The organism is Streptomyces sp. 63XJN7_1_ISO-PGPR-S23-121 (assembly GCF_056173025.1).
Genome location: NZ_CM149653.1, coordinates 6,153,390 through 6,176,088, shown reverse-complemented (window position 1 = coordinate 6,176,088; position 22,699 = coordinate 6,153,390). Strand labels below are relative to the sequence as shown.

Here is a 22,699-nt window from a genome sequence, read left to right as displayed (position 1 = left end):
AGGTGTTGAGGTGGGCGCCCGCACCTGTGCCCTCCCTCCGCTCGGCCACAGAAGAGAGACCCTGATCCATGTCCTGGCTGTCGAGATTCAGCCTCGCGCAACGAGCCCTGACAGGGCTCATGTCGATCGTCGCGCTCGTCTTCGGGGCGATCGCGATCCCCCAGCTCAAGCAGCAGCTGCTGCCCACCATCGAACTGCCCATGGTGTCCGTGCTGGCGCCGTACCAGGGCGCTTCGCCCGACGTGGTCGAGAAGCAGGTCGTCGAACCGATCGAGGACAGCCTCGAAGCGGTCGACGGCGTCTCGGGCATCACCTCCACCGCCAGCGAGGGCAACGCCGTGATCATGGCGTCCTTCGACTACGGCAACGGCACCCAGCAGCTCGTCGCCGACGTGCAGCAGGCCGTCAACCGGGCCCGCGCCCAGCTCCCGGACGACGTGGACCCGCAGGTCATCTCCGGCTCGACGGACGACATCCCCACCGTCGTCCTCGCCGTCACCTCGGACAAGGACCAGCAGGCGCTGGCCAACCAGCTCGACAAGACGGTCGTCTCCGAGCTGAAGGACATCGACGGGGTCGCCCAGGTCGTGGTCGACGGCGTACGGGACCTCCAGGTCACCGTCACCCCCGACCAGGCGAAGCTCGCGAAGGCCGGCGTGAGCCCGCTGGCCCTGAGCCAGTCCCTCCAGGCGGGCGGCGCGACCGTACCGGCCGGCTCGTTCGACGAGGGCGGCGCCAACCGCACCGTCCAGGTGGGCGGCGGCTTCACCTCGCTGGAGCAGATCCAGAACCTGATGGTCACCGGCGAGGGCGTGAAGAAGCCGGTGCGCCTCGGCGACGTCGCCACGGTCGCGGAGGAGGAGGCCAGGGCCGACTCGCTCACCCGCACCAACGGCAGGCCGAGTCTCGCGGTCGCCGTCACCATGGACCACGACGGCAGCGCGGTCGCCATCTCGAACGCCGTCGAGGACAAGCTGCCCGGCCTGCGCGAGCAGCTCGGCTCCGGCGCGACGCTCACCGTCGTCAGCGACCAGGGCCCGGCGGTGTCCCAGGCCATCGAGGGCCTGACCACCGAGGGCGCCCTCGGTCTGCTCTTCGCCGTCCTCGTCATCCTGGTCTTCCTGGCGTCGATCCGCTCCACCCTGGTCACCGCGGTCTCCATCCCGCTGTCGGTGGTGCTGGCGCTGATCGTGCTGTGGACCCGCGACCTGTCGCTCAACATGCTGACGCTGGGCGCGCTCACCATCGCCATCGGCCGCGTCGTCGACGACTCGATCGTGGTCCTGGAGAACATCAAGCGGCACCTCGGCTACGGCGAGGAGCGCCAGGAGGCCATCCTCAGGGCCGTCCGCGAGGTCGCCGGCGCGGTCACCTCCTCCACGCTCACCACGGTCGCCGTGTTCCTGCCGATCGGACTGGTCGGCGGCATGGTCGGCGAGCTGTTCGGCTCCTTCAGCCTGACCGTCACCGCCGCGCTGCTGGCGTCCCTGCTGGTGTCGCTGACGGTCGTCCCGGTGCTGTCGTACTGGTTCCTGCGGCCCCCGAAGGGCACCCCGGAGGACGCCGGGGAGGCGCGGCGCCTGGCCGAGGAGAAGGAGGCGAAGAGCCGCCTCCAGCGCCTCTACGTCCCCGTCCTGCGCTTCGCCACCCGCCGCCGCCTGACCAGCGTGGCCATCGCCGTCGTCGTGCTGATCGGCACGTTCGGCATGGCGCCGCTGCTGAAGACGAACTTCTTCGACCCGGGCGACCAGAAGGTCCTCAGCGTCAGGCAGGAGCTGAAGCCGGGCACCAGCCTCGCGGCGACGAACGCCCAGGCCGAGAAGGTCGAGAAGCTGCTCGGCGCGACCGAGGGCGTCAAGGACTTCCAGGTCACCGTCGGCTCGTCCGGCTTCATGGCGGCCTTCGGCGGCGGCACGGACACCAACCAGGCCTCGTACCAGCTGATGCTGGAGGACTCGGCGGACGCCGAGGACGTCCAGGACCGCATCGAGGACGGGCTCGCGAAGCTCGACGGCATCGGCACCACCACGGTCGCCGCCGGCGACGGCTTCGGCAGCCAGGACCTGAGCGTGGTCGTGAAGGCGGCCGACGCGCAGGCGCTCCGCGAGGCCGCGGAGGAGGTCCGCAAGGCGGTCGCCGGGCTCGACGACGTCACCGACGTCACCAGCGACCTGGCGCAGAGCGTGCCGCGCATCTCGGTCCGGGCCAACGCGAAGGCCGCCGAGGCCGGGTTCACCGACCAGACGCTCGGCGCGGCCGTCGCCCAGGCGGTGCGCGGCACCCCGACCGCCAAGGCGGTCCTCGGCGACACCGAGCGCGACGTCGTCATCAGGTCCGCCCGGCCGGCCGCGACGCTGGCCGAGCTGAAGGCCCTGAACCTCGGCGTGGCCGAGCTGGGCGACATCGCCACCGTGGAGCTGGTCGACGGCCCGGTGTCGATGACCCGCATCGACGGCCGGCGCGCGGCGACCATCACCGCCAAGCCGACCGGCGACAACACCGGCGCGGTGGGCACGGCCCTCCAGTCGAAGATCGACGGGCTGGACCTGCCGGCTGGCGCCACGGCCGAGATCGGCGGCGTCACCGCCGACCAGGACGAGGCGTTCGTCAACCTGGGCCTGGCCATGCTCGCGGCGATCGCGATCGTGTTCATGCTGCTGGTCGGCACCTTCCGGTCGCTGGCCCAGCCGCTGATCCTGCTGGTGTCGATCCCGTTCGCGGCGACCGGCGCGATCGGCCTGCTGATCGCCACGGGCACCCCGATGGGTGTCCCGGCGATGATCGGCATGCTGATGCTGATCGGCATCGTGGTCACCAACGCCATCGTGCTGATCGACCTGATCAACCAGTACCGCAAGCAGGGACACGGCGTCGTCGAAGCGGTGATCGAGGGCGGCCGGCACCGTCTGCGGCCCATCCTGATGACGGCCCTGGCGACGATCTTCGCGCTGCTGCCGATGGCGCTCGGCGTCACCGGCGAGGGGGGCTTCATCGCCCAGCCGCTCGCGGTGGTCGTGATCGGCGGTCTGATCACCTCGACGCTGCTGACGCTGCTCCTGGTCCCGACGCTCTACGCGATGCTGGAGCTGCGCAAGGAGCGGCGCGCGAGCAAGCGCGCGGCCAAGCGCGGCGAGGTCCCCGCCCCGGGGACGGCCTCCGACGAGCCGGAGCCGGAGCTCGCCCAGCGCTGACCCGCCGTTCCACCGCGTCCCACCGCACCGGGCACCCGTCGCACGACGGGTGCCCGGTGTGCTGTGTCCCGTGCGCCTCGCCCACCTGGTCCGGCGACCAGGGAAGCGCGCTTCCTCGCCTTCTGCCGGGCAGGTGGAACCTGGCCTCTCGGCGGAAGACACCTCCGGAGCCGGTCGGTGATCCTGAGACCCGATCATGCGGACAGGATCCCGCCGCCCACCGGCGACCGGTCCACCGCCTCGCAGCAGGAGGCCAGCGCTCCCGATGTCGACCGACACTTCCGCGGCAGAACTCTTCGACCCGATGTCCCCGGAGTACACCGCCTGTCCCTACGCGGCGTTCGCCCGCGCACGGCAGGAACAGCCGGTCGCCCACCAGACCGCGCTGGACGAGTGGATCGTCACGGGACGCGCCGAGATCGAGGCCGTGCAACGGGACCACGAGGACTTCACCAGCCGCTACAACCTCGACGGCTCCTACCCCTTCTGCCCGGAGGCGAAGGAGATCCTCGACGCCTCGCTGTTCTTCCGGGTCGCCCTCTACAACGTCGACCCGCCGGCCCACACCCGGTTCCGCAACCTCGTCAGCGAGTTCTTCTCCCCGCGTGTCCTGCGCCGCCGCGAGGCCTCGATCCGGGAGATCGCCGCCCGGCTGGCCGCCGACATCGCGGCGAAGGACGGATGCGACCTCCTCCAGGAGTTCGCCTACCCGCTCCCCATGACGGTGATCTGCGACATCATCGGCATCCCGGAGGAGGACCGGGCCACGGTCAAGGCCTGGAACAACGACTGGCTCGCCCTCCAGGTCGTCCCGCTCCCCCCGGAGCAGCAGGTGCACTGCGCCGGCAACGTGGTCACCTACGAGAAGTACGTCCTCGGCCTGCTGGAGCGCCGCCGCCGCGAACCGGCCGACGACCTGCTGACGGAACTGGTGCGGGCCGCCGACGCGGACGACCCGGTGTGCACGGTCGAGGACGCCGTGGTCGCGCTGCGCGTGATGATCGCGGCGGGGCACGAGACCACCACCAACCTGATCTCCAACGCGGTCCACCAGCTGCTGCGGGAACGCGACCGGTGGGAAGCGGTCGTCAAGGACCCGGGCCTGGCCGGCGCGGCCGTGGAGGAGACCCTGCGCTTCGACTCCTCGGTGCAGGGCGCCCCCCGGGTGGCCACCCGCGCCAAGCGCGTCGGTGAGACCGAGATCCCCGAAGGGGCCCGGCTGCGGGTGATGTTCGCGGCCGCAGGACGCGACCCCGAGTGGGTCGAGGACCCGGACACCTTCCGGCTCGACCGCCAGGGCCCGCCCCGGCACCTGGGGTTCGGCCACGGCATCCACTTCTGCGTGGGCGCGGCCCTCGCCCGCCTGGAGGCCCGGATCGCCCTGGAGGCCCTGGTGGAGACGCTCCCCGGGCTGCGCCTCGCCGACGGCTTCGCGCCGCGGTACCTGCCGGGCGGCTTCGTCTTCCGCGGCCTCGCCGAGCTGCCGGTCACCTGGTCCTGACCGGGCCACGCCGTCCCATCCACCCGCCGTCCCACCCCACGGAGGCAAGAACAACATGGCTCTCGCGACCGCCGCACCGTCCGTTCCCCCCATGCCGGGACGCATTCCGCTCGCGGGCCACGCCGTTCAGATGTTCCGCAACCCGTTGCGGTTCTTCCAGAGCGTGAGTGAGCAGGGCGGCCTGGTACGGATCTGGCTCGGCACCAAGCAGGCCTACGTGGTCAGCGACCACGACATGCTCTACGACATCCTCGTCCGCAAGTCCAAGTCCTTCGAGAAGGGCATGCAGTTCGACCAGGCCCGTCCGCTCCTCGGCAACGGCATCCTGCTGTCCGAGGGCGACTTCCACCGCAGGCAGCGCCTGCTGATGCAGCCGGCCTTCCACCACGAGAAGATCGGCACCTACGTCGACGTCATGCGCGAGTCGGCCACCGACGTCTTCGGCACCTGGCGCGACGGCCAGCGCGTCGGCATGTACAACATGTTCTACGAACTGGCCGTGCGCATCGTCATCAAGGCGCTGTTCTCCACCGACATGGTGGAGCAGGACGTGGCCGAGGTGTACAAGTCGATGCCCGTCGTGATCTCCGGCGTCGAGAAGCGCGCGGCCATCCCGCCGGCCCTCCTGGACCGCATCCCCACCCAGTCCAGCCGCGAGTTCCACGGCGCCATCGGCCGGCTCTACTCGATGGGGCGCCGCATCATCGCCGACTACCGGGCCAAGGGCGCCGGCGACCAGGCCGACGACCTGATGACGCTGCTCTTCGCGGCGCAGGCCGGCGGCAACAAGGAGATGACGGACAAGCAGATCCAGGACGAGTTCATGACGCTCCTGACGGCGGGGTCCGAGACCACGCCGAGCGCCATGAGCTGGACCTGCATGCTGCTCGGCCGCCACCCCGAGGTGCAGCGCCGGATGCAGGAGGAGGTCGACAAGGTGGTCGGCGACCGCCCGGTCGAGGCCGGCGACCTGCGCGACCTGGACTACACCCGGCGCGTCATCCAGGAGGCGCTGCGGATCTACCCGCCGGTGTGGGCCCTGGGCCGCAAGTGCGTGCAGGACACGGAACTCGGCGGTCACCTCATCCCGGCGGGCACCGAGGTCCTCTACTCCATCTACGCGGTCCACCACGACCCGAAGACGTACGACAACCCCGAGGCGTTCGACCCCGACCGCTGGCTGCCGGAGCGGGCCAGGCAGGTGCCGCGCAGCGCGTTCATGCCGTTCGGCGCGGGCGTCCGCAACTGCATCGGCGAGTCCTTCTCGTGGTTCGAGACCCAGACCGTCCTCGCCACCCTCATGCAGCAGTGGACGGTGCAGCCGATCACCGGCGAGCCGGTGAAGCCGATAGCCATGGGCGCCCTGGTCCCCGGGGAGCTGCCCATGAAGGTCGTCAGGCGCGACAAGTGACCGTCACCGACGCGCTGACGGAGAGCGCGGCGGTCACCGGGCGGGTCAACGGCAGCCTCGACGCCTTCCTGCGGGAGCGGCTCGCCGGGGAGTCCGACCCGGCGGCCCGTACGGCACTGGCGCTGCTGCGCGACTTCACGCTTGACGGGGGGAAGCGGATCCGCCCGCTGTTCTGCTACTGGGGCTGGCGGGGCGCCGGCGGGTCCCCGGACGACCCCGAGGTCATCACCGTGGCCGCGGCGCTGGAGCTCTTCCACACCGCGGCCCTGATCCACGACGACATCATCGACAACAGCGAACTGCGGCGCGGCCGGCCCACCGTCCACCTGTCCCTCGACAAGTGGCACGCCGAGCAGGACTGGCCGGGCGAGAGCCGGACGTTCGGGCAGAGCGGCGCGCTGCTCGTCGGGGACGCCTGCCTGATCTGGTCGGAGGAGCTGTTCCACAACAGCCCGCTCGTCACCCGGCGCGAGACCGCCAGGCGGCTGTTCACCCGCCTGCGCCAGTCGGCGGTCTACGGGGAGTACCTCGACCTGGTCGGTGAGACCCGCAGCGGACGCCTCGACGACGCGCTGAGGATCATCCGGCACAAGACGGCGAGCTACACCGTCCGCTACCCCCTCCAGATCGGCGGCGCCCTCGCCGGCGCCGACGGCGAACTGCTGGCGGCGTACGACACGTTCGGACTGCTGCTGGGCGAGGCCTTCCAGCTCCGCGACGACCTGATCGGGCTGTTCGGGGCGTCCGAGCTCACCGGCAAGGAACCCTCGGACGACGCACGGCAGGGCAAGCCCACCGCCCTGATCGCCGTGGCCCGTGAGCGCGCCGACGCCGCTCGGCGCGCGCGGCTGGACCTGCTCTACGGGGACGACCGGCTGGACCTGGACGGCCTCACCGAACTGCGGGAGGTGGTGCGGGCGACCGGAGCCCCGGCCGTCGTCGAGCGGATGATCCGCGAGCGGCACGCCGACGCGGTCCGCGCACTGCGCGGCGCCCGCGTGGAGCCCTCCGCGCTGACCGAGCTGGAGGCGCTGGCGGCGACCTCCGTGCACCGTGAAAGGTGAGTGACTCCATGTCGACCATTCCCAAGCCGTTCTCGTACGGCACGGAGATCTACCTGCCCGAGTTCCCCTACCTGCTGCCCGCGTGCAGTCATCCGCGCACGGACGACATCCGCGCGGAGTCGGACGCCTGGGTCAAGGAGGCCATGGGGTTCGCGATGACGGACCCCCGGGAGATGGAACTGCTCCTGGAGGAGACCGCCTCCCTGTGGACCTGCCTGGTGCTGCCGACGGCCCGCGAGGACCGGCTGCGCCACCTGTGCAAGTACACCGAGTACCTCTCCGTCTTCGACAACGCGATGGTGGACCGCGCCAGGATCGGCAAGGACCCGGCGGCGGCCCAGGAGACGTTCCGCCGCGTGGCGGGCATCCTCGACGACCAGGCCGACGGCGCCGACTTCGCGTGGGGCTCGGTGCTGCACGGGCTGTGGAAGGACATGCGCGCGGACATGCCGCCCACGGTGTGGGACCGGTTCATGGGGGAGGTCCGCCGCTTCCTCGCCGGCTGCGTACACGAGATCACCTCCCGCTCCGAGGACCGGGTGTTCGACTACGAGAGCTACATCGAGGTCCGCAAGGACAGCGTCGGCATGGGCATGTACTTCGTGCTCGGCGAGTACGGACTGGGCATCGACCTGACCGAGGACCTGCGCCGCCACCCGGAGCTGCGCGGGATCGTCGACACGGCCCTGGTCCACATCATGCTGACCAACGACATGTTCTCGTTCCGGGCCGAGGCGATGATGGACGACTACGTCAACGCCCTGTCGGTGCTGCGCCTGAGCGAGGGACTCGGTCTCCAGGAGGCCGTGGACCGCCTGTTCGCCCTGGTCGACGGCAAGCGGGCCGAGTTCATGGCGGCGCGGGCGGCCATCGAGGCGAGCGACCTGGGCCGGCGCGAGGACGTCCGCGCCTATCTGGACGCGCTGTGGCACATGATGGCCGGCAACCTGCAGTGGTCGTACCTGACGTCCCGGTACAACGGCCCCGGCCACCGGTGGAACGGGGTGCGTTCGGGTGTGCTGACGCTGCACCGGGACCGCACCGTCTTCAGCGACCGCGCGTACTGCTCGCTGCCGCGGGCCGAGGAGGTCCCGGCGTGAGCACCTCGTACACGACCGCGCCGGGGCGGGTCCCGGGTCTGGGCCACGCCGTGGCCCTGATGCGCGGGCCGCTGGGGTTCCTGACCTCGCTGCGCGCCCACGGCGATCTGGTGCGGGTCGACCTCGGCCCCATGCCGTCCCTGTTCGTGACCTCGCCGCCGCTGATCCACACGCTGCTCACGGACCGCAAGGACCTGCTGGACAAGGGGCGGTTCTACGACAAGGTCCGGCCGCTGACGGGCAACGGCGTGATCCACGCCTACGGCGACGAGCACCGCCGTCAGCAGGCCATGATCAAGCCCTCGTTCCACCGGGACGAGATCACCCGCTACGTCGAGGTGATGCGCGAGGTCACCGCGGAGAAGACGGCCGGCTGGCGGGCGGGGGAGACGATCCCGGTCGACAAGGCCATGCGGGACATCACGTTCAACATCCTGGCCCGCACCATGTTCGGCTCGGTCGTCGACCGTTCGGCCCACGAGGAACTGGCGGGCATCCTGCCCGTGGTCCTGGAGGCCATCATGTGGCGCACGGTGTCGCCGGGCGACCTGCTGGAGAAGCTGCCGCTGCCAATGAACCGCCGGTTCGACAAGGCCTTCGCCCAGCTCCGCGACGCCATCAGCCGCGTCATGCTGGCCTACCGGCAGGGGGCGGCGGAACCCGGCCGGGCGGGCATGCTCGCCATGCTGCTGGCGGCCCGGGACGAGGAGACCGGGGAGGGGATGACCGACGAGGAGCTCTGCAACCAGATCGTGTCGGTCACCATGGCGGGGTCGGAGACCGCCGCCACGGCCATGGCCTGGCTGTTCTACGAACTCGCCCGCCACCCGGAGATCGAGGAGCGGGTGCGCGCCGAGACCGAGGAGGTCGTGGGCGAACGGGACTTCACGATGGCCGACGTCGGCAGCCTGCCCTACAGCCGCCGGGTGCTCCAGGAGCTGATGCGGGTGCGGCAGCCGATCCTGGTCATCTCGCGGCGGGCCGTGCGGGACTTCCCCCTCGGCAGCGGACACGTCAAGGCCGGCACCGAGCTGTTCTACAGCCCGTACGCCGTGCACCGGGACCCCGAACTCTTCCCCGACCCGCTGCGCTTCGACCCCGACCGCTGGCTGGAGCGGCCGGCCGCCGCTCTGCCGAAGGGCGCGTACACGCCTTTCGGGGCGGGGCCCCGGCACTGCATCGGGGAGCAGTTCGCGTGGGCGATGATGCACGTGGTCCTGGGCATGATCGTCCGCCGCTGGCGGCTGACACTCCCCGACGGGGTCGCCGTCAAGGAGATGCCGTGGGCGACGGTCAACCCCAACCACATGCCGATGACGGCGAGCGCGGTGCGGCCCCGGAAGCCGGTGGCGTGCCCGTGAGCCTGCGCATCTCGGTGGACACCGACCGCTGTTGCGGCGCGGGCATGTGCGCGCTGAGTGCTCCGGACGTGTTCGACCAGCGGGACGGTGACGGAACGGTGGTTCTGATGACGCAGTTCGCGCCACCTGGCCGAGAACTTTCGGTGCGGACCGCCTCGGAGAACTGCCCGTGCGGTGCCATTTCCGTGACCGGCACGGTAAAGGCCGGGTACGCGGACGGGAAAGACTGACGCGGTACGCCCCCGTGAGCACGCCGGAAACCGGGCCGATCGTCGAATCCCTTGTGGGGGCACCGGCGTTCGATTAGCCTTCCGGTCGTTACGGGGGCGCCGCACAGTGATCATTTGGCCGAGGAAAGGTTTCTTTGCGCTCCCGCATACGCTACTGAAGAGTAACGATAACGGGGTAGGGGAGCGCATTGCCGGTCGCCCATACGCACAACGCGTCGTTCGATTCTCTAGCTGACACCGTGCGAGTGGTCGTCTGCGACCGCCACCCGCACGCCAGATTCGGTGTACGGACGCTCCTCTCCCAGGACGCGGGGATCACCGTGCTCGCCGAGGCGGCGGACGAACGGCAGGCGGTGAAGCGGGTCGTGGAGCACCGCCCCGACGTCGTCCTGCTGGAGGCCGGGCTGGCCGAAGTGGTGCACGAACTGGCTAGGGCGGTCCACGGCCCGCTCGTCGTGGTCTACGGCATCGAGACGGTGACGCCGGAGCGGCTGGCCGACCTCGTCAGGGGCAACGTGTCCGGCGTCGTCCACCGGGACGCGGCCAACGACGAGCTGGTCCACGTGGTGCACGCGGTCATGTCGGGCGGCGGCTACGCCTCGCCGGAGCTCACCGGATGCATGCTCCAGGCCATCCGGGCCGGCTACGCGGCCCCGGGCGTGGACCACCACCTGCGGGACCGGCTCACCGAACGGGAGAACGTCGTCCTGAACCTGCTGTGCCAGGGGCTGTCCAACAAGGCCATCGCGGCCGCGCTCTCCGTCAGCGAGAAGACCGTCAAGTTCCACGTCTCCAACGTGCTCTCCAAGTCGGGGGTCAGCACCAGGACCCAGCTGATCGCGGCCCTGGGCTCCTTCTCCGCCCCCTACGGCCACCCCCTGGGACGCCGCAGCGCCTGAGGCCGCCACCGTCCCCGCGGTGGCCGGTCCCCACCTGGTCCATGGTCCAGGATCATGGGCGACCGGCCTCGCCGGGAGGCGGGCCGGGACCCTGGTACTCAGGCCGAAGACACCCCGACGGCGTCCGGAAATACTGGTTCCGCGCGGGCGGCGAGAATTCTTCCCGCTTTACTTCGGAAAAGGGCCGGCGTGCGGCGCACGGCTCGAATTGACGCAACGGGAATGAGTGCTTGATGTCGAGGCTGCGGTATCTGGATCCCAGCGAGGCCTATCACGCATTTGTCGACTGGTCCGGTTCTTATTCCATAGCGATGGACGGCGTCGTCGACACCGACCTGCTCATACGGGCGTTCGACGCCCTCCGCGACGCCGTCCCGCTGCTGAACGGAAGCCTCGGCCGGGACGAGCAGGGCTATTTCTTCCGCATTCCGCCGGGACAGCGGCCGGAGACCACCGTCCTCGACGTCGCGGGAAACGGCGCGGAGCGGGAATCGGCCTATCTGGCGGAAATGGCACGCCCGCTGGACTCCGGCCGCGGACTGTGCCGGCTCGTCCTGGTGCGCGGCCCGGACGCCGCGCACGTCATCCTGGTGCTGCACCACAGCATGATCGACGGGCGCGGCGGCGTCACCCTGCTGGAGAAGCTGTGCCGCAACTACACCGCGCTCACCGAGGGCCGGACACCGCCCTACGCGGCTCCCGGAGCCCCCGCCCAGCTGTCCGCCGAGACCCTGCTGAGGACCCGCGGCCCGGCCGGCGTCGACGAGACCGCCGTGGACCGGCCGGCGCTGCGCGCGGCACTGGCCGCCGCCCCGTCCCCGGAGCCGCTGCGGGTGGTGCCCGGGCGACTGCGGCTCGACGCGCGGGAGACCTCCGCGCTGCGCGCCTCGCTGCGCGCCGACGGATGCTCGGTGCACGCCTTCGTGGCCGGCGCGGCGACCGTGGCGGTACGCGAGGGGCGGCCCGAGCCGGGCACGCCCGACCTGGTCTGCGGCTGCCCGGTGGACCTGCGTGGCCGGACCGATCCGCCGGTGACCGTCGAGGAGTCCACCAACTTCGTCAGCGGCGTGGAGACGTCGGTCCCGGTGCCCCGCGGCGCCGACCCCACCGAGGTCGGCCGCGTGATCAAGGAGCGGCTCGACAAGGCCGTCGACAGCGGCGAGGCGGAGCGCGCCATCCTCCAGGCCGGCCAGTTCGCGGCCGCCGAACCCGTCTCCGTCGACCTGGTCGTCACCAACCTCGGCCCGCTGCCCGAGTTCACGGCACCCGCCGGGATCCGGGTGACGGACTTCCGCGGCTACACCACGACCACCATGCACGGCCTGCTGCTGTTCGTCGTGACCTCCTACGGCGGCCGGCTCAGCATCGAGATCACCTCGCCCGAGGGCCTGCTCTCCGAGCAGGAGCGCACGGCCCTCGCGGACCGTACCGCGGAGTTGCTCCGCGCCCGCACCACGAACCAGGAGCGCGCATGACCGAGCAGGGAGCCAGGGCCCCACGTATCCCGACGGAGCGAGTCCACCCGCTGGACCCCCCGCCGGAGCTGTCCGAGATGCGCTCGCGCTGCCCCGTGGCCCCGCTGACCTACGCGGACGGCCACGAGGGCTGGATCGTCACGCGGCACGAGTTCGCCCGGCAGGTGCTGTCCGACCCCCGGTTCAGCTCCGACCCGCGCATCCGGCACTCCGCGGTGCACGACGTCCTCGGCGACGGGCAGCCGCCCGAGGAGGACGTGCCGGGCATGTTCGTCGGCATGGACCCCCCGGAGCACACCAAGTACCGCCGGCTGCTCACCGGAGAGCTGAGCACCCGGCGCATGCGCGAGATGGAACCGAAGATCGCCGCGGTCGCGCACGAGCTGGTCGACGGGATGCTGGCGGACGGGGCGGCCACCGCCGACCTCGTCACCGGGTTCGCCATGCCTTTGCCGTCCCGGGTCATCTGCGACCTGCTGGGAATCCGGTACGACGACTGGAAGGAAATACAGCCGGTCTCCGAGAAGATGCTGCGCATCGATTCCTCCGCCGACGAGGTGAAGGAGTGCTACCGCATCATCTTCGAATTCCTCGGGAACGTCGTGGCCATGAAACGGAAAGAGCCGGCCGACGACCTGCTGAGCGGACTCGTGCAGTCGGCCGAACTCACCGACGTGGAATTGACCAGTGTGGCGTTCCAGCTTTTCACCGCGGGCCACGAGACGACCGCCAACATGTTCTCGCTGGGCACCTACACCCTGCTGACCCACCCCGGTCAGCTCGCCGCCCTGCGCGCCGACGAGTCCCTCATGAACGGTGCCGTCGAGGAGCTCCTGCGCTACCTGACCGTCATCCAGTTCGGCATCTCGCGCGGCGCCAAGGAGGACGTGGAACTCGGCGGGCGGACCGTGCGGGCCGGGCAGACCGTCACCGTGTCGCTGCCCGCCGCCAACCGGGACCCCGGCCGCTTCGAGGACCCGGACCGCTTCGACGTCACCCGCGTGCCCTCCGGCAACGTCGCCTTCGGCTTCGGCGTGCACCAGTGCGTGGCCCAGCAACTGGCCCGGGCCGAGCTGAGGATCGGCTTCCAGGTGCTGCTCGAGCGGCTGCCGCGGCTGCGCCTGGCGGTGCCCGCCGAGCAGGTGCCGATGCGGGACGGGGCCATCGTGTACGGGTGCCGGGAACTGCCGGTGGCGTGGTAGCCGCCCGGGGGCCGCGCTCAGCGGGGCGGCAGGCGCAGGCCGCCGTCCAGCCGGATGGTCTCGCCGTTGATCATGCGGTTGGCGAGGATGTGGACCACCAGCTCGGCGAACTCCTCCGCCCGCCCCCACCTGCGCGGATGCGGGACGACGCCGGCCAGCGCGGCCCTCTTGTCGGCGGGCAGGACCTCGGCCGCCGGAGTGTCGAAGAGCCCCGGGGCCACGGTGACCACCCGGATCAGGAGGCCGCCGAGATCCCTGGCCAGCGGCAGGGTCATGCCCGCCACCCCGGCCTTGGAGGCGGCGTAGGCGGCCTGCCCGGTCTGACCGTCGAAGGCCGCTATGGAGGCGGTGTTGACGATGACGCCCCGCTCCCCGTCCACGGGCTCGTTGCGGGCCATCGCCTCGGCGGCCAGCCGTACCACGTTGAAGGTGCCCACGAGGTTCGACTCGACCACGTCGGCGAACTCCTTGAGCGAGTGCGGGCCCGAGCGGCCCACCACCCGCGCCGCGTGCGCCCGGCCGGCGCAGTTCACCGCGGCCCGCAGCGCCCCGTGCTCGGCCGCGACGCCGACGGCCCGCTCCACGTCGCCCTCCACGGCGACGTCCCCGGCCACGAACACGGCCTCGGGGCCCAGCCGTCGCACCGCCCGCTCGCCCCGTTCCCGGGAGCGTCCGAGCAGCACCGGCCGGATGCCGTCGGCGAGCAGCCGCTCGGCGGTCGCGAGACCCAGACCCGAGGTTCCACCGGTGACGAGAGCGACGGGACGGGGCATGGCAGGCCTTTCCTCGGAAGGAAGCGGAGGACCGCGGTAGGGGCGAACCCATAGTGGTCGAGGGCCCCGTATACGGCAAGCATTTCTTGGGATTGCCCGCGATGTCGCAATTTACGTGAGGAGTGTGCGGACGGTGCGAAATTCGACTCCGATGCCCGTGGGAATTCGGTCGATAGGGCGTTACGTTCCCGACCTGGAAGTGTCGAACGCGGATGTCGTCGCCCGCTTCGACACCAGTGACGAATGGATCCGGGAAAAACTGGGAATTCATACGCGCCGGGTGGCCCGCCCCGGCCAGCTGACCTCCGACCTGGCGGTCGAGGCGCTCCGGGACGCCTGCGCGCGCGCCGACGTCGACCCCGCGACCATCGACCTGCTCATCTGCTGCACGGGGACCCCCGACCACATGCTGCCCGCCATGGCGGCGGCCGTCCTGCGCAAGGCGGGCCTGTACGACATCCGGGGCTTCGACGTGAACGCCGGCGGCTGCGCGGGCGGGGTCTTCGCCCTGGACGTGGGCGTGAAGTACATCCGCTCCGGGGAGTACCACCGGGTCGCCGTCGTCATCGCCGACACGGTCGCCCAGTGCCTGGACCCCGAGGACCGCACCGGGCACGCCATCTTCGGCGACGGAGCCGGCTGCTACCTGCTGGAGGAGTGCCGGGAGGGCAGCGGCGTCGGCCCCACGCTGATGCGCACCAAGCCGGAGCTCTACGACGTCGCCTTCACGGAGCGTCAGGACCCGCCCGGGGGCCTGCCCAACCGCTTCAGCGGGCCCAACTACATGCGCATGGACGGCAGGGGCGTGCGCGACTTCGCCCTGGACGTCGTGCCCGACTTCGCCGAGCAGGTGGTCAAGGCGTCCGGCACCACGCTGGACGACGTCGACCTCATCGTCACCCACCAGGCCAACCCGACCCTGCTGCGCCGGCTGATCCGCGAGCTGGGCCAGCCGGAGTCGAAGGCCGTCGTGGTGGCGGACCGCCTGGGCAACACCAGTGGGTCCAGCGTGATCCTGGCCCTCGCGGACGCCGTGGACACCGGGCGGCTGCGGCCGGGCGACGACGTCCTGCTGGTGTCGTTCGGCTCGGGCATGAGCTACGGCGGGACCGTCCTGCGCTGGTGCGCCCCGGAGGACTTCGGCGCCGGACTGGCGGGAGCGGCATGACCCGGCCCGAGGCGGACGACCCGCGCGAGGTCAGCGTCGTCACCGGGGCCTCCCGGGGCATCGGGCGGGCGGTGGCCTGCGCGCTCGCCCGCCGCGGCGGCCACGTGGTGATCAACTACAAGCGGGACGCGGAGGCGGCGCGGAGCGCGCTGGAGGAGGTCGAGAAGGCCGGCGGCGAGGGCAGCCTGTTCCGCGCGGACGTCGAGGACCCCGAGGCGGTGGGGGAGCTGTTCGGGTTCGTCGAGGGCCGGTACGGACGCCTCGACCACCTGGTGGCCAACGCCGCGGCGGGCCCCGCCAAGAGCGTCGACCAGGTCGAGCTGCGCCATCTCGCCCGCAGCCACGCCATGAACTCCCAGTCCTTCGTGGTCGCCGCGCAGTACGCCGTCCGCCTGATGGACCGGGGCGGCCGGATCGTGGCCGTCTCGTCCCTCGCCGCCGGACGCGCCATGCCCGGCTACGCGGCCATCGGGGCGCAGAAGGCGGCCCTGGAGGCATGGGTGCGCTACTTCGCGGCCGAACTGGCCCCCAGGGGCGTCAATGTGAACGCGGTGACCGGAGGGATGATCCGGACGGACTCCCTGGGCCACTACCTCGGCGCCACGGGCCTGACGGACGGCGACATCGTGCCGCACATCCCCAAGGGCCGGGCCGGCTCGCCGCGGGAGGTGGCCGACGCCGTGGACTTCCTGCTGTCGCCGGCCGCCGAGTACATCACGGGCCAGAACCTGGTGGTCGACGGCGGACTGAGCATCTCCGCGCCCTTCTGCGGCCACCCGGCCTGAGGACCGGCCGCACGGCCGCCGGAAGCCCGGCCCGGCGGGCGGTCCGGGCCGGCGCGCGGCCGGCCCGGACGGCGGAGGCTACGGCAGCGCCAGCATCCGCTCCAGCGCCAGCTTCGCGAACGCCTCGGTCTCCTTGTCGACCTCGATGCGGTTGACGAGGGTGCCCTCGGCGAGGGACTCCAGCGCCCACACCAGGTGGGGCAGGTCGATGCGGTTCATCGTCGAGCAGAAGCAGACCGTCCGGTCGAGGAAGACGATCTCCTTGCCCTCCGGAGCGAAACGGTTCGCCAGCCGCCGGACCAGGTTCAGCTCGGTGCCGATCGCCCACTTGGAGCCGGCCGGGGCCGCCTCCAGCGCCTTGATGATGTACTCGGTCGAGCCGACGTGGTCCGCCGCGGCCACGACCTCGTGCCGGCACTCGGGATGCACCAGCACGTTCACGCCCGGGATGCGCTCGCGCACGTCGTTCACCGAGTCGAGGCTGAAGCGGCCGTGCACCGAGCAGTGACCGCGCCACAGGATCATCTTGGCGGCGCGCAGCTCGTCCGTCGTCAGCCCGCCGTTCGGCCGGTGCGGGTTGTAGACGACGCAGTCCTCCAGGGACATGCCCAGGTCCCGCACCGCGGTGTTGCGGCCCAGGTGCTGGTCGGGCAGGAACAGCACCTTCTCGCCCTGCTCGAAGGCCCAGTTCAAGGCCCGCTCGGCGTTGGACGACGTGCAGATGGTGCCGCCGTGCCTGCCGGTGAACGCCTTGATGTCCGCGGAGGAGTTCATGTACGAGACGGGCACGACCTGCTCGGCGATCCCGGCCTCGGTCAGCACGTCCCAGCACTCGGCGACCTGCTCGGCGGTGGCCATGTCCGCCATGGAGCAGCCGGCCGCGAGGTCGGGCAGGACCACCTTCTGGTCGTCGGAGGTCAGGATGTCCGCGGACTCCGCCATGAAGTGCACGCCGCAGAAGACGATGTACTCCGCCTCCGGGCGCGCGGCGGCGTCCCGGGCCAGCTTGAAGGAGTCGCCCGTGACGTCCGCGAACTGGATGACCTCGTCGCGCTGGTAGTGGTGACCGAGGACGAAGACCTTGTCCCCGAGCTTCTCCTTGGCCGCACGGGCGCGCGCGACCAGGTCCGGGTCGGAGGGCGAGGGCAGGTCGCCGGGGCACTCCACGCCGCGCTCGCTCCTCGGGTCGGCCTCGCGGCCGAGCAGCAGCAGGGCGAGGGGCGTCGGCTGCACGTCGAGCTCCTGGGGTTGGGCGGTGGTCACGACACGCACCCTTTCTACTTTTCGTCGAACTGACGCTATATATCATAACCGGTTCACGTCACTTTGACGATGCTCATCATGTCGATGTGACGTGAATCCCGGCCGCCGAGCCGCTGTCGGCGCTCCGGGGCATGTGCGAGCATGAGGAGAAGGCCGAGGAGCACACCACGGGTCCGTCCCGGAATGAATCCGCGGCCCCGTCGGTTGGAACCGTCGGCAAGCAGTCTCCGTACAACCCGGGAGAGATGTAGATGTCCGTATCGGACGAGACCACCACCGTCACCGACGGCATCATCCTGACCGACGCCGCCGCGGCCAAGGTCAAGGCCCTGCTCGACCAGGAAGGCCGTGACGACCTGGCGCTGCGCGTCGCCGTCCAGCCCGGCGGCTGCTCCGGCCTGCGCTACCAGCTCTTCTTCGACGAGCGCTCGCTCGACGGCGACGTCGTGAAGGACTTCGGCGGGGTCAAGGTGACCACCGACCGCATGAGCGCCCCGTACCTGGGCGGTGCCACCATCGACTTCGTGGACACCATCGAGAAGCAGGGCTTCACGATCGACAACCCGAACGCGACGGGCTCCTGCGCCTGCGGCGACTCCTTCAGCTGAGCCGCGCGACACCGTGCGAGAAGGGCGGCGGCCCGGGGTTCCTCCCCGGGCCGCCGCCCTTTCGCCGTCCGTGCCGCCGGGCGTCCGTGCCACCGGGCGTCAGCGCCCGTCGGACGGCGCCGGAAGCCGGGCACCGGGCTTGAACAGCGGGACCCCCTGGCCGTCCGTCCCCACGACCTTCCGGTCGCCGAGCGGCCCGCCGAGCGTCACCGTCCGTGTGTACTCCTTGGCGATCAGGATGCAGATCCGGTCCGGGTGCGGGGTCTCGGTCACCGTGACCGTCACCCGCCCCGCGTCCTCCTTCGCCGTCGCGTCGTAGTCGGAGCACACCCCGCCGGTGAAGTGCACGGTCAGCTCGGAGCCCTCGGCCGTGTAGCCGCTCACCGGCACGTCGTGGGGCGAGGCCGGTGCCGACGCGGACCCGCCGGAGGGGGACGGCGACGGCGCGGGCGAGGTCAGGTACTTCGGCTCGACCGCCGGATACGTCACCGTGAACACGTCCTCGGTGCCCGGCGCGCGCACCTCGAACAGCCAGGACGGCACCAGCGTCGGCCGGCCCCGCACCGACTGCGCGGCCAGCCCGAACACCGCGTCCCGCACCGTGACCGTCTGCCCGCCGGACGCCCCCGGCTTCCCGGACACGCCCGCCGACGGCTCGCACGGCCCCTCCGGCATGCCCTCCCGCGCCGGCACCGGCCCCGTGCACCCGCCGATGCCGGCCCGGGAGCCGCCGCCCGGCTCGTTCAGCAGCGCCAGCGTCTCCTTCGCGTCCAGGACCGGATACGTGTCCCCCTTGACCGGCGCCTTCACCCGGCCACTGCCGCCGACGACCTCGCCCCGCGCTCCGACGACCACGCCGGTCGTCCAGCCGTACGTCGGCAGCCCGCCGACCTCGGGTTCGGCGTTCACCGCGCGCCGGGCGCCCATGACCTGGCTGGCGTCCAGCTTGGCGTCGTCCTGGCCCAGCGCCTTGAGCACCGGCGCCGCCGCCCTCTTCGCGGCCTCCTCGCTCACCGGTGCCCCGCCGGCGGACGGCGCCTTGCACGCCGGGCCCTTGCGGCAGTCGTCGGTGCCGGGCGTGTACCGCTGGAACGTCCAGGTCCCCGGCGCCTGCCGGTTCACCGTGAGCAGCGGGCCCGCGCCGTCCTTGGCGTTGCCGGCCTTCCAGGCCCCGCCCTGGAGCCGCGGCGCCCCGTCGATACCGAGGGCCGCCGCCAGGCGGGCCACCTCCTCCTGGCCGACCTCGCCCCTGGCCCCGTACACGGGCGCCGAGCCGGGACCCTCGGGGAGCGGGCCGTCGGCGCGGTAGGTGACGCCGTGCGGGTCGGGCTCGCCGGGCGCGATGCCGTTGGTGTCGCCGCCGCCCCGGCCGCCGGGGGACGGGGTCCCGTACCCGTCGAGGGCGAGCGGCGGGGGAGTGTCGTCGCCCGGTGCCCCGGAGGACGTACCGCCGTCCGAGTCGCCGCCGGACGCGGACGTGGCCAGATACGCCCCGCCCACCCCCACGGCCAGGACGGCGGCGGCGACTGACGCGACGGCGACCGCCCGGGGGCGCCGCCGCGCGGGACGCCCGGTGCCCGCCTCGCCGGCGGCGGGGACGTCGTCGTTGTCGGGTCGCTCGGTGTTCACCGCATCGCTCCTTCGGCTGTTGCTGGGGACAGCGGTGGGACGCGGTGGGGGAGGATCCGGTTCCCCTCGGCCGGCGCGTGTCGCCCGAACGGCCGAAGGAGGCCCGGAAGTGCCCTAGTCTCCGTAGTCCGACATCGCCTCCAGCAGCCGGGCCGACGTCCGCGGCACACGCACACCGTGGATCAGCGACAGGGGGACGGGGCGGGCCGTCACCCGTACGGGCGGCGCCCAGTGCGGCGTCATCCGGGCGCAGTCGCCGCGGAGCGACGCCAGACCGCCCTCGAGGTCGGCCGGGGCGGGTGCGACGGTCTTCGGGTTCGTCATAACGGAACCGTAGGCACGTTCGGCACGGCGTAGGAAGTTCTACTATCGGGTAGTTTCACCTGCTTCGGAGTCGGCGTGCCGCCGGGTAGCGTGAACCGGTAACCCCGCCTCCCCTCAGGAGAGAGTCCACGCCGTGCGCATCGCAGTCACCGGCTCCATCGCCACCGACCACCTCATGACCTTCCCCGGCCGCTTCTCCGACCAGCTCGTCGCGGACCAGCTGCACACGGTCTCGCTCTCCTTCCTGGTCGACCAGCTCGACGTGCGCCGCGGCGGCGTCGCCGCGAACATCGCCTTCGGCATGGGCCAGCTCGGCACCCGGCCGGTCCTGGTCGGCGCCGCGGGCTCGGACTTCGCCGAGTACCGGGCCTGGCTGGAGCGGCACGGCGTCGACACCGACTCGGTGCGGATCTCCGAGACGCTGCACACCGCCCGTTTCGTCTGCACGACCGACGCCGACCACAACCAGATCGGCTCCTTCTACACGGGCGCGATGAGCGAGGCCCGCCTCATCGAGCTGAAGACCGTCGCCGACCGCGTGGGCGGCCTGGACCTGGTCTCCATCGGCGCCGACGACCCGGAGGCGATGCTCCGGCACACCGAGGAGTGCCGCGCCCGCTCCATCCCCTTCGCCGCCGACTTCTCCCAGCAGATCGCCCGGATGAACGGCGACGAGATCCGGATACTGCTGGACGGGGCGACCTACCTCTTCTCCAACGAGTACGAGAAGGGGCTCATCGAGACCAAGACCGGCTGGACGGACGAGGAGATCCTCGCCCGCGTCGGACACCGGATCACCACCCTCGGCGCGCGAGGCGTGCGGATCGAGCGGGCCGGCGAGGCGACCATCGAGGTCGGCGTCCCGGACGAGGAGCGCAAGGCCGACCCGACGGGCGTCGGCGACGCCTTCCGCGCGGGGTTCCTGTCGGGACTGGCCTGGGGGGTGCCGCTGGAGCGGGCGGCGCAGGTCGGGTGCATGCTCGCCACGCTGGTCATCGAGACGGTCGGCACCCAGGAGTACCAGCTGCGCCGCGGGCACTTCATGGAGCGGTTCACCAAGGCCTACGGGGACGAGGCGGCGGAGGAGGTCCAGGCGCACCTGCGCTGAGGCCCCGAGCGGGGCGGCCGCCAGGCCGCCCCCGGGGCGTCAGCCGACCCGGCGGACCAGGTAGGCCGTTCCCCTTTCCGCCGGCTCCTCGCCCACGTACTCCTGCCCCCGCATCTCGCACCACGCCGGGATGTCCAGGCGGGCCGCCTCGTCGTCGGACAGAACGCGGACCGTGCCGCCGACGGGGACGTCGCCGATGACCTTGGCCAGTTCGATCACCGGAATGGGGCAGCGGCGGCCGATCGCGTCCACGACGAGGTCGGCCCCCGCCTCCCGGACGGCCTCCGTCCCCGTCGGCGCCCCCAGCTTCTCCCGGACCGCGGCCACCGTGCCCGGCAGCACCTCCAGGAACCGCTCGACGTCCTCGGCGGGCGTCCCGGACGGCAGCGACACCCGGACGTTGCCCTCGCTGAGCACGCCCATCGCCCTCAGGACGTGGCTCGGCGTGAGGGTGCTGCTGGTGCAGGACGAGCCGGAGGAGACCGAGAAGCCGGCCCGGTCCAGCTCGTGCAGCAATGTCTCCCCGTCGACATAGAGACACGAGAAGGTGACGACACCGGGCAGCCGGCGCTCCGGGTCCCCGACCACCTCCACATCCGGCACCGCGCCCGGCACCCGTGTCCGGATCCGCTCCGTCAGCTCCCGCAGCCGAGCCCCCTCCTGGGCCGCCTCGGCCCGGACCGCCCGCAGCGAGGCCGCCGCGGCCACGATCGCCGGAAGGTTCTCGAAACCGGGCGCCCGGCCCGACTCCCGCTCGTCCCCGGGCCCTTGCGGCGCGAACCGGACACCCTTGCGCACGACCAGCAGCCCCACCCCCGAAGGCCCGCCCCACTTGTGGGCGCTCGCCGCGAGCAGCGACCAGTCGCCGGCCACCCGCCCCCAGCCCAGCGACTGGGCCGCGTCCACCAGCAGCGGCACCCCCGCAGTCCGGCAGGCCTCCGCCACCTCCGCCACCGGCTGCTCGGTGCCCACCTCGTGGTTGGCCGACTGGAGACAGGCCAGCGCGGTGTCGCCCCGCAGGACCGCCGCGTACGCCGCCGGGTCCACCGCCCCCGTCCGGGCCACGGGGACCTGCGTGACGGTGCCGCCGTCCCGCTCGTGCGTCTCGGCGGCGTGCAGGACGGAGGAGTGTTCGACCGCTGACACGATCAGGTGGCGTCCGGACCGGCGCCGCCCCGCCAGCGCACCGGCCACGCCCGAATGCACCGCGCGCGTCCCCGAAGGAGTGAACGTCAGCTCGTCCGGCCTGCACCCCACCGCCTCGGCCGCCGCCTCCCGGGCCGCGTCCAGCAACAGCCGGGCCCGCCGTCCTTCCCGGTAGAGCCGGGCGGGGTCGGCCCACCCCTCGTCGAGGGATGCCTGGAGGGCCTGGCGGGCCACGGGGTGGAGCGGAACAGCGGAAGCAGCGTCAAAGTAGGCCACGGGGCAACGCTATGACGTCCGGCGGGGGAGTGCCGCCGGGGGGCGGGAAGCCGTGCCCGGGACCCGGTTCCACCGCCGGGCGCGGCGGGCCGCGACGCACCGTCAGCCGCCGGAACGGCCGCATCACCGGCCCCCGTAGGCCCTCCACCCCACCCTTCGGGGTGAGCGGCGGCGCGTATGCCACC

19 protein-coding genes are annotated in these 22,699 nt (G+C 71.9%); 14 read left to right on the top strand and 5 right to left on the bottom strand.

Features of this window, described 5'->3' with window-relative positions; translation table 11 throughout:
- The first annotated feature begins 68 nt into the window (after positions 1–68).
- The 10 genes from AC0VYN_RS27610 (at position 69) to AC0VYN_RS27565 (ending at position 13,434) form a co-directional block, all read left to right on the top strand.
- Complete coding sequence (locus tag AC0VYN_RS27610; protein WP_475533133.1) at positions 69–3,191, top strand: efflux RND transporter permease subunit; 3,123 nt, start codon at positions 69–71, stop codon at positions 3,189–3,191.
- Between the two features lie 265 nt (positions 3,192–3,456).
- The gene (locus tag AC0VYN_RS27605) at positions 3,457–4,692 is read left to right on the top strand and encodes a cytochrome P450 (protein ID WP_475533132.1); all 1,236 of its coding nucleotides are present in this window, start codon (positions 3,457–3,459) and stop codon (positions 4,690–4,692) included.
- Positions 4,693–4,747: 55 nt separating this feature from the next.
- A complete protein-coding gene (locus AC0VYN_RS27600) occupies positions 4,748–6,103 on the top strand; it encodes a cytochrome P450 (protein ID WP_475533131.1) in 1,356 nt (451 codons plus the stop codon).
- Positions 6,100–7,167, top strand: a complete 1,068-nt coding sequence (locus AC0VYN_RS27595) for a polyprenyl synthetase family protein (protein WP_475533130.1) — start codon at positions 6,100–6,102, stop codon at positions 7,165–7,167. Before AC0VYN_RS27600 ends, AC0VYN_RS27595 begins: the two co-directional genes overlap by 4 nt.
- 8 nt (positions 7,168–7,175) lie before the next feature.
- Positions 7,176–8,267 (top strand): terpene synthase family protein, encoded by a 1,092-nt coding sequence (locus AC0VYN_RS27590; protein ID WP_475533129.1) that lies wholly within the window; start codon positions 7,176–7,178, stop codon positions 8,265–8,267.
- Positions 8,264–9,628 (top strand): cytochrome P450, encoded by a 1,365-nt coding sequence (locus tag AC0VYN_RS27585; RefSeq protein WP_475533128.1) that lies wholly within the window; start codon positions 8,264–8,266, stop codon positions 9,626–9,628. Before AC0VYN_RS27590 ends, AC0VYN_RS27585 begins: the two co-directional genes overlap by 4 nt.
- On the top strand, positions 9,625–9,858 hold the full coding sequence (locus AC0VYN_RS27580) for a ferredoxin (RefSeq protein WP_385466072.1): 234 nt from the start codon (positions 9,625–9,627) through the stop codon (positions 9,856–9,858). The genes AC0VYN_RS27585 and AC0VYN_RS27580 overlap by 4 nt, the downstream gene beginning before the upstream one ends.
- 239 nt (positions 9,859–10,097) lie before the next feature.
- Entirely contained in the window at positions 10,098–10,757 is a 660-nt protein-coding gene (locus AC0VYN_RS27575; RefSeq protein ID WP_475533127.1) for a LuxR C-terminal-related transcriptional regulator, read from the top strand.
- A 233-nt stretch (positions 10,758–10,990) separates the two neighbouring features.
- Entirely contained in the window at positions 10,991–12,232 is a 1,242-nt protein-coding gene (locus AC0VYN_RS27570; protein ID WP_475533126.1) for a phthiocerol/phthiodiolone dimycocerosyl transferase family protein, read from the top strand.
- Positions 12,229–13,434, top strand: coding sequence for a cytochrome P450 (locus tag AC0VYN_RS27565; RefSeq protein WP_385466081.1), 1,206 nt, complete (start codon positions 12,229–12,231; stop codon positions 13,432–13,434). Before AC0VYN_RS27570 ends, AC0VYN_RS27565 begins: the two co-directional genes overlap by 4 nt.
- 17 nt (positions 13,435–13,451) lie before the next feature.
- Here the strand turns inward: AC0VYN_RS27565 and AC0VYN_RS27560 are convergent, their stop codons facing one another.
- The gene (locus AC0VYN_RS27560; protein WP_475533125.1) at positions 13,452–14,207 is read right to left on the bottom strand and encodes an SDR family NAD(P)-dependent oxidoreductase; all 756 of its coding nucleotides are present in this window, start codon (positions 14,205–14,207) and stop codon (positions 13,452–13,454) included.
- Positions 14,208–14,358: 151 nt separating this feature from the next.
- Here AC0VYN_RS27560 and AC0VYN_RS27555 point away from each other — a divergent pair, with 151 nt between their 5' ends.
- Together AC0VYN_RS27555 and AC0VYN_RS27550 are read left to right on the top strand one after the other, a co-directional pair.
- Positions 14,359–15,375 carry a 3-oxoacyl-ACP synthase III family protein gene (locus tag AC0VYN_RS27555; protein WP_475533124.1) on the top strand — a complete coding sequence of 339 codons (1,017 nt, stop codon included), beginning with the start codon at positions 14,359–14,361 and terminating at the stop codon, positions 15,373–15,375.
- Positions 15,372–16,160 carry an SDR family oxidoreductase gene (locus AC0VYN_RS27550; RefSeq protein WP_475533123.1) on the top strand — a complete coding sequence of 263 codons (789 nt, stop codon included), beginning with the start codon at positions 15,372–15,374 and terminating at the stop codon, positions 16,158–16,160. Before AC0VYN_RS27555 ends, AC0VYN_RS27550 begins: the two co-directional genes overlap by 4 nt.
- Before the next feature lie 78 nt (positions 16,161–16,238).
- Here the strand turns inward: AC0VYN_RS27550 and nadA are convergent, their stop codons facing one another.
- The gene (gene nadA, locus AC0VYN_RS27545; RefSeq protein WP_475533122.1) at positions 16,239–17,423 is read right to left on the bottom strand and encodes a quinolinate synthase NadA; all 1,185 of its coding nucleotides are present in this window, start codon (positions 17,421–17,423) and stop codon (positions 16,239–16,241) included.
- Between the two features lie 251 nt (positions 17,424–17,674).
- On the opposite strand from nadA, the gene AC0VYN_RS27540 reads away from it, so the two are divergent.
- Entirely contained in the window at positions 17,675–18,031 is a 357-nt protein-coding gene (locus AC0VYN_RS27540; RefSeq protein ID WP_030405042.1) for an iron-sulfur cluster assembly accessory protein, read from the top strand.
- 99 nt (positions 18,032–18,130) lie between these two features.
- Here AC0VYN_RS27540 and AC0VYN_RS27535 read toward each other — a convergent pair whose 3' ends face one another.
- Together AC0VYN_RS27535 and AC0VYN_RS27530 are read right to left on the bottom strand one after the other, a co-directional pair.
- Complete coding sequence (locus tag AC0VYN_RS27535) at positions 18,131–19,660, bottom strand: hypothetical protein (protein WP_475533121.1); 1,530 nt, start codon at positions 19,658–19,660, stop codon at positions 18,131–18,133.
- Positions 19,661–19,774: 114 nt separating this feature from the next.
- Entirely contained in the window at positions 19,775–19,984 is a 210-nt protein-coding gene (locus tag AC0VYN_RS27530; protein ID WP_385460671.1) for a hypothetical protein, read from the bottom strand.
- Positions 19,985–20,117: 133 nt separating this feature from the next.
- Here AC0VYN_RS27530 and AC0VYN_RS27525 point away from each other — a divergent pair, with 133 nt between their 5' ends.
- On the top strand, positions 20,118–21,092 hold the full coding sequence (locus AC0VYN_RS27525) for a carbohydrate kinase family protein (protein WP_475533120.1): 975 nt from the start codon (positions 20,118–20,120) through the stop codon (positions 21,090–21,092).
- 39 nt (positions 21,093–21,131) lie between these two features.
- Here AC0VYN_RS27525 and AC0VYN_RS27520 read toward each other — a convergent pair whose 3' ends face one another.
- A complete protein-coding gene (locus tag AC0VYN_RS27520) occupies positions 21,132–22,514 on the bottom strand; it encodes an aminotransferase class V-fold PLP-dependent enzyme (protein ID WP_475533119.1) in 1,383 nt (460 codons plus the stop codon).
- Positions 22,515–22,699 lie beyond the last annotated feature (185 nt).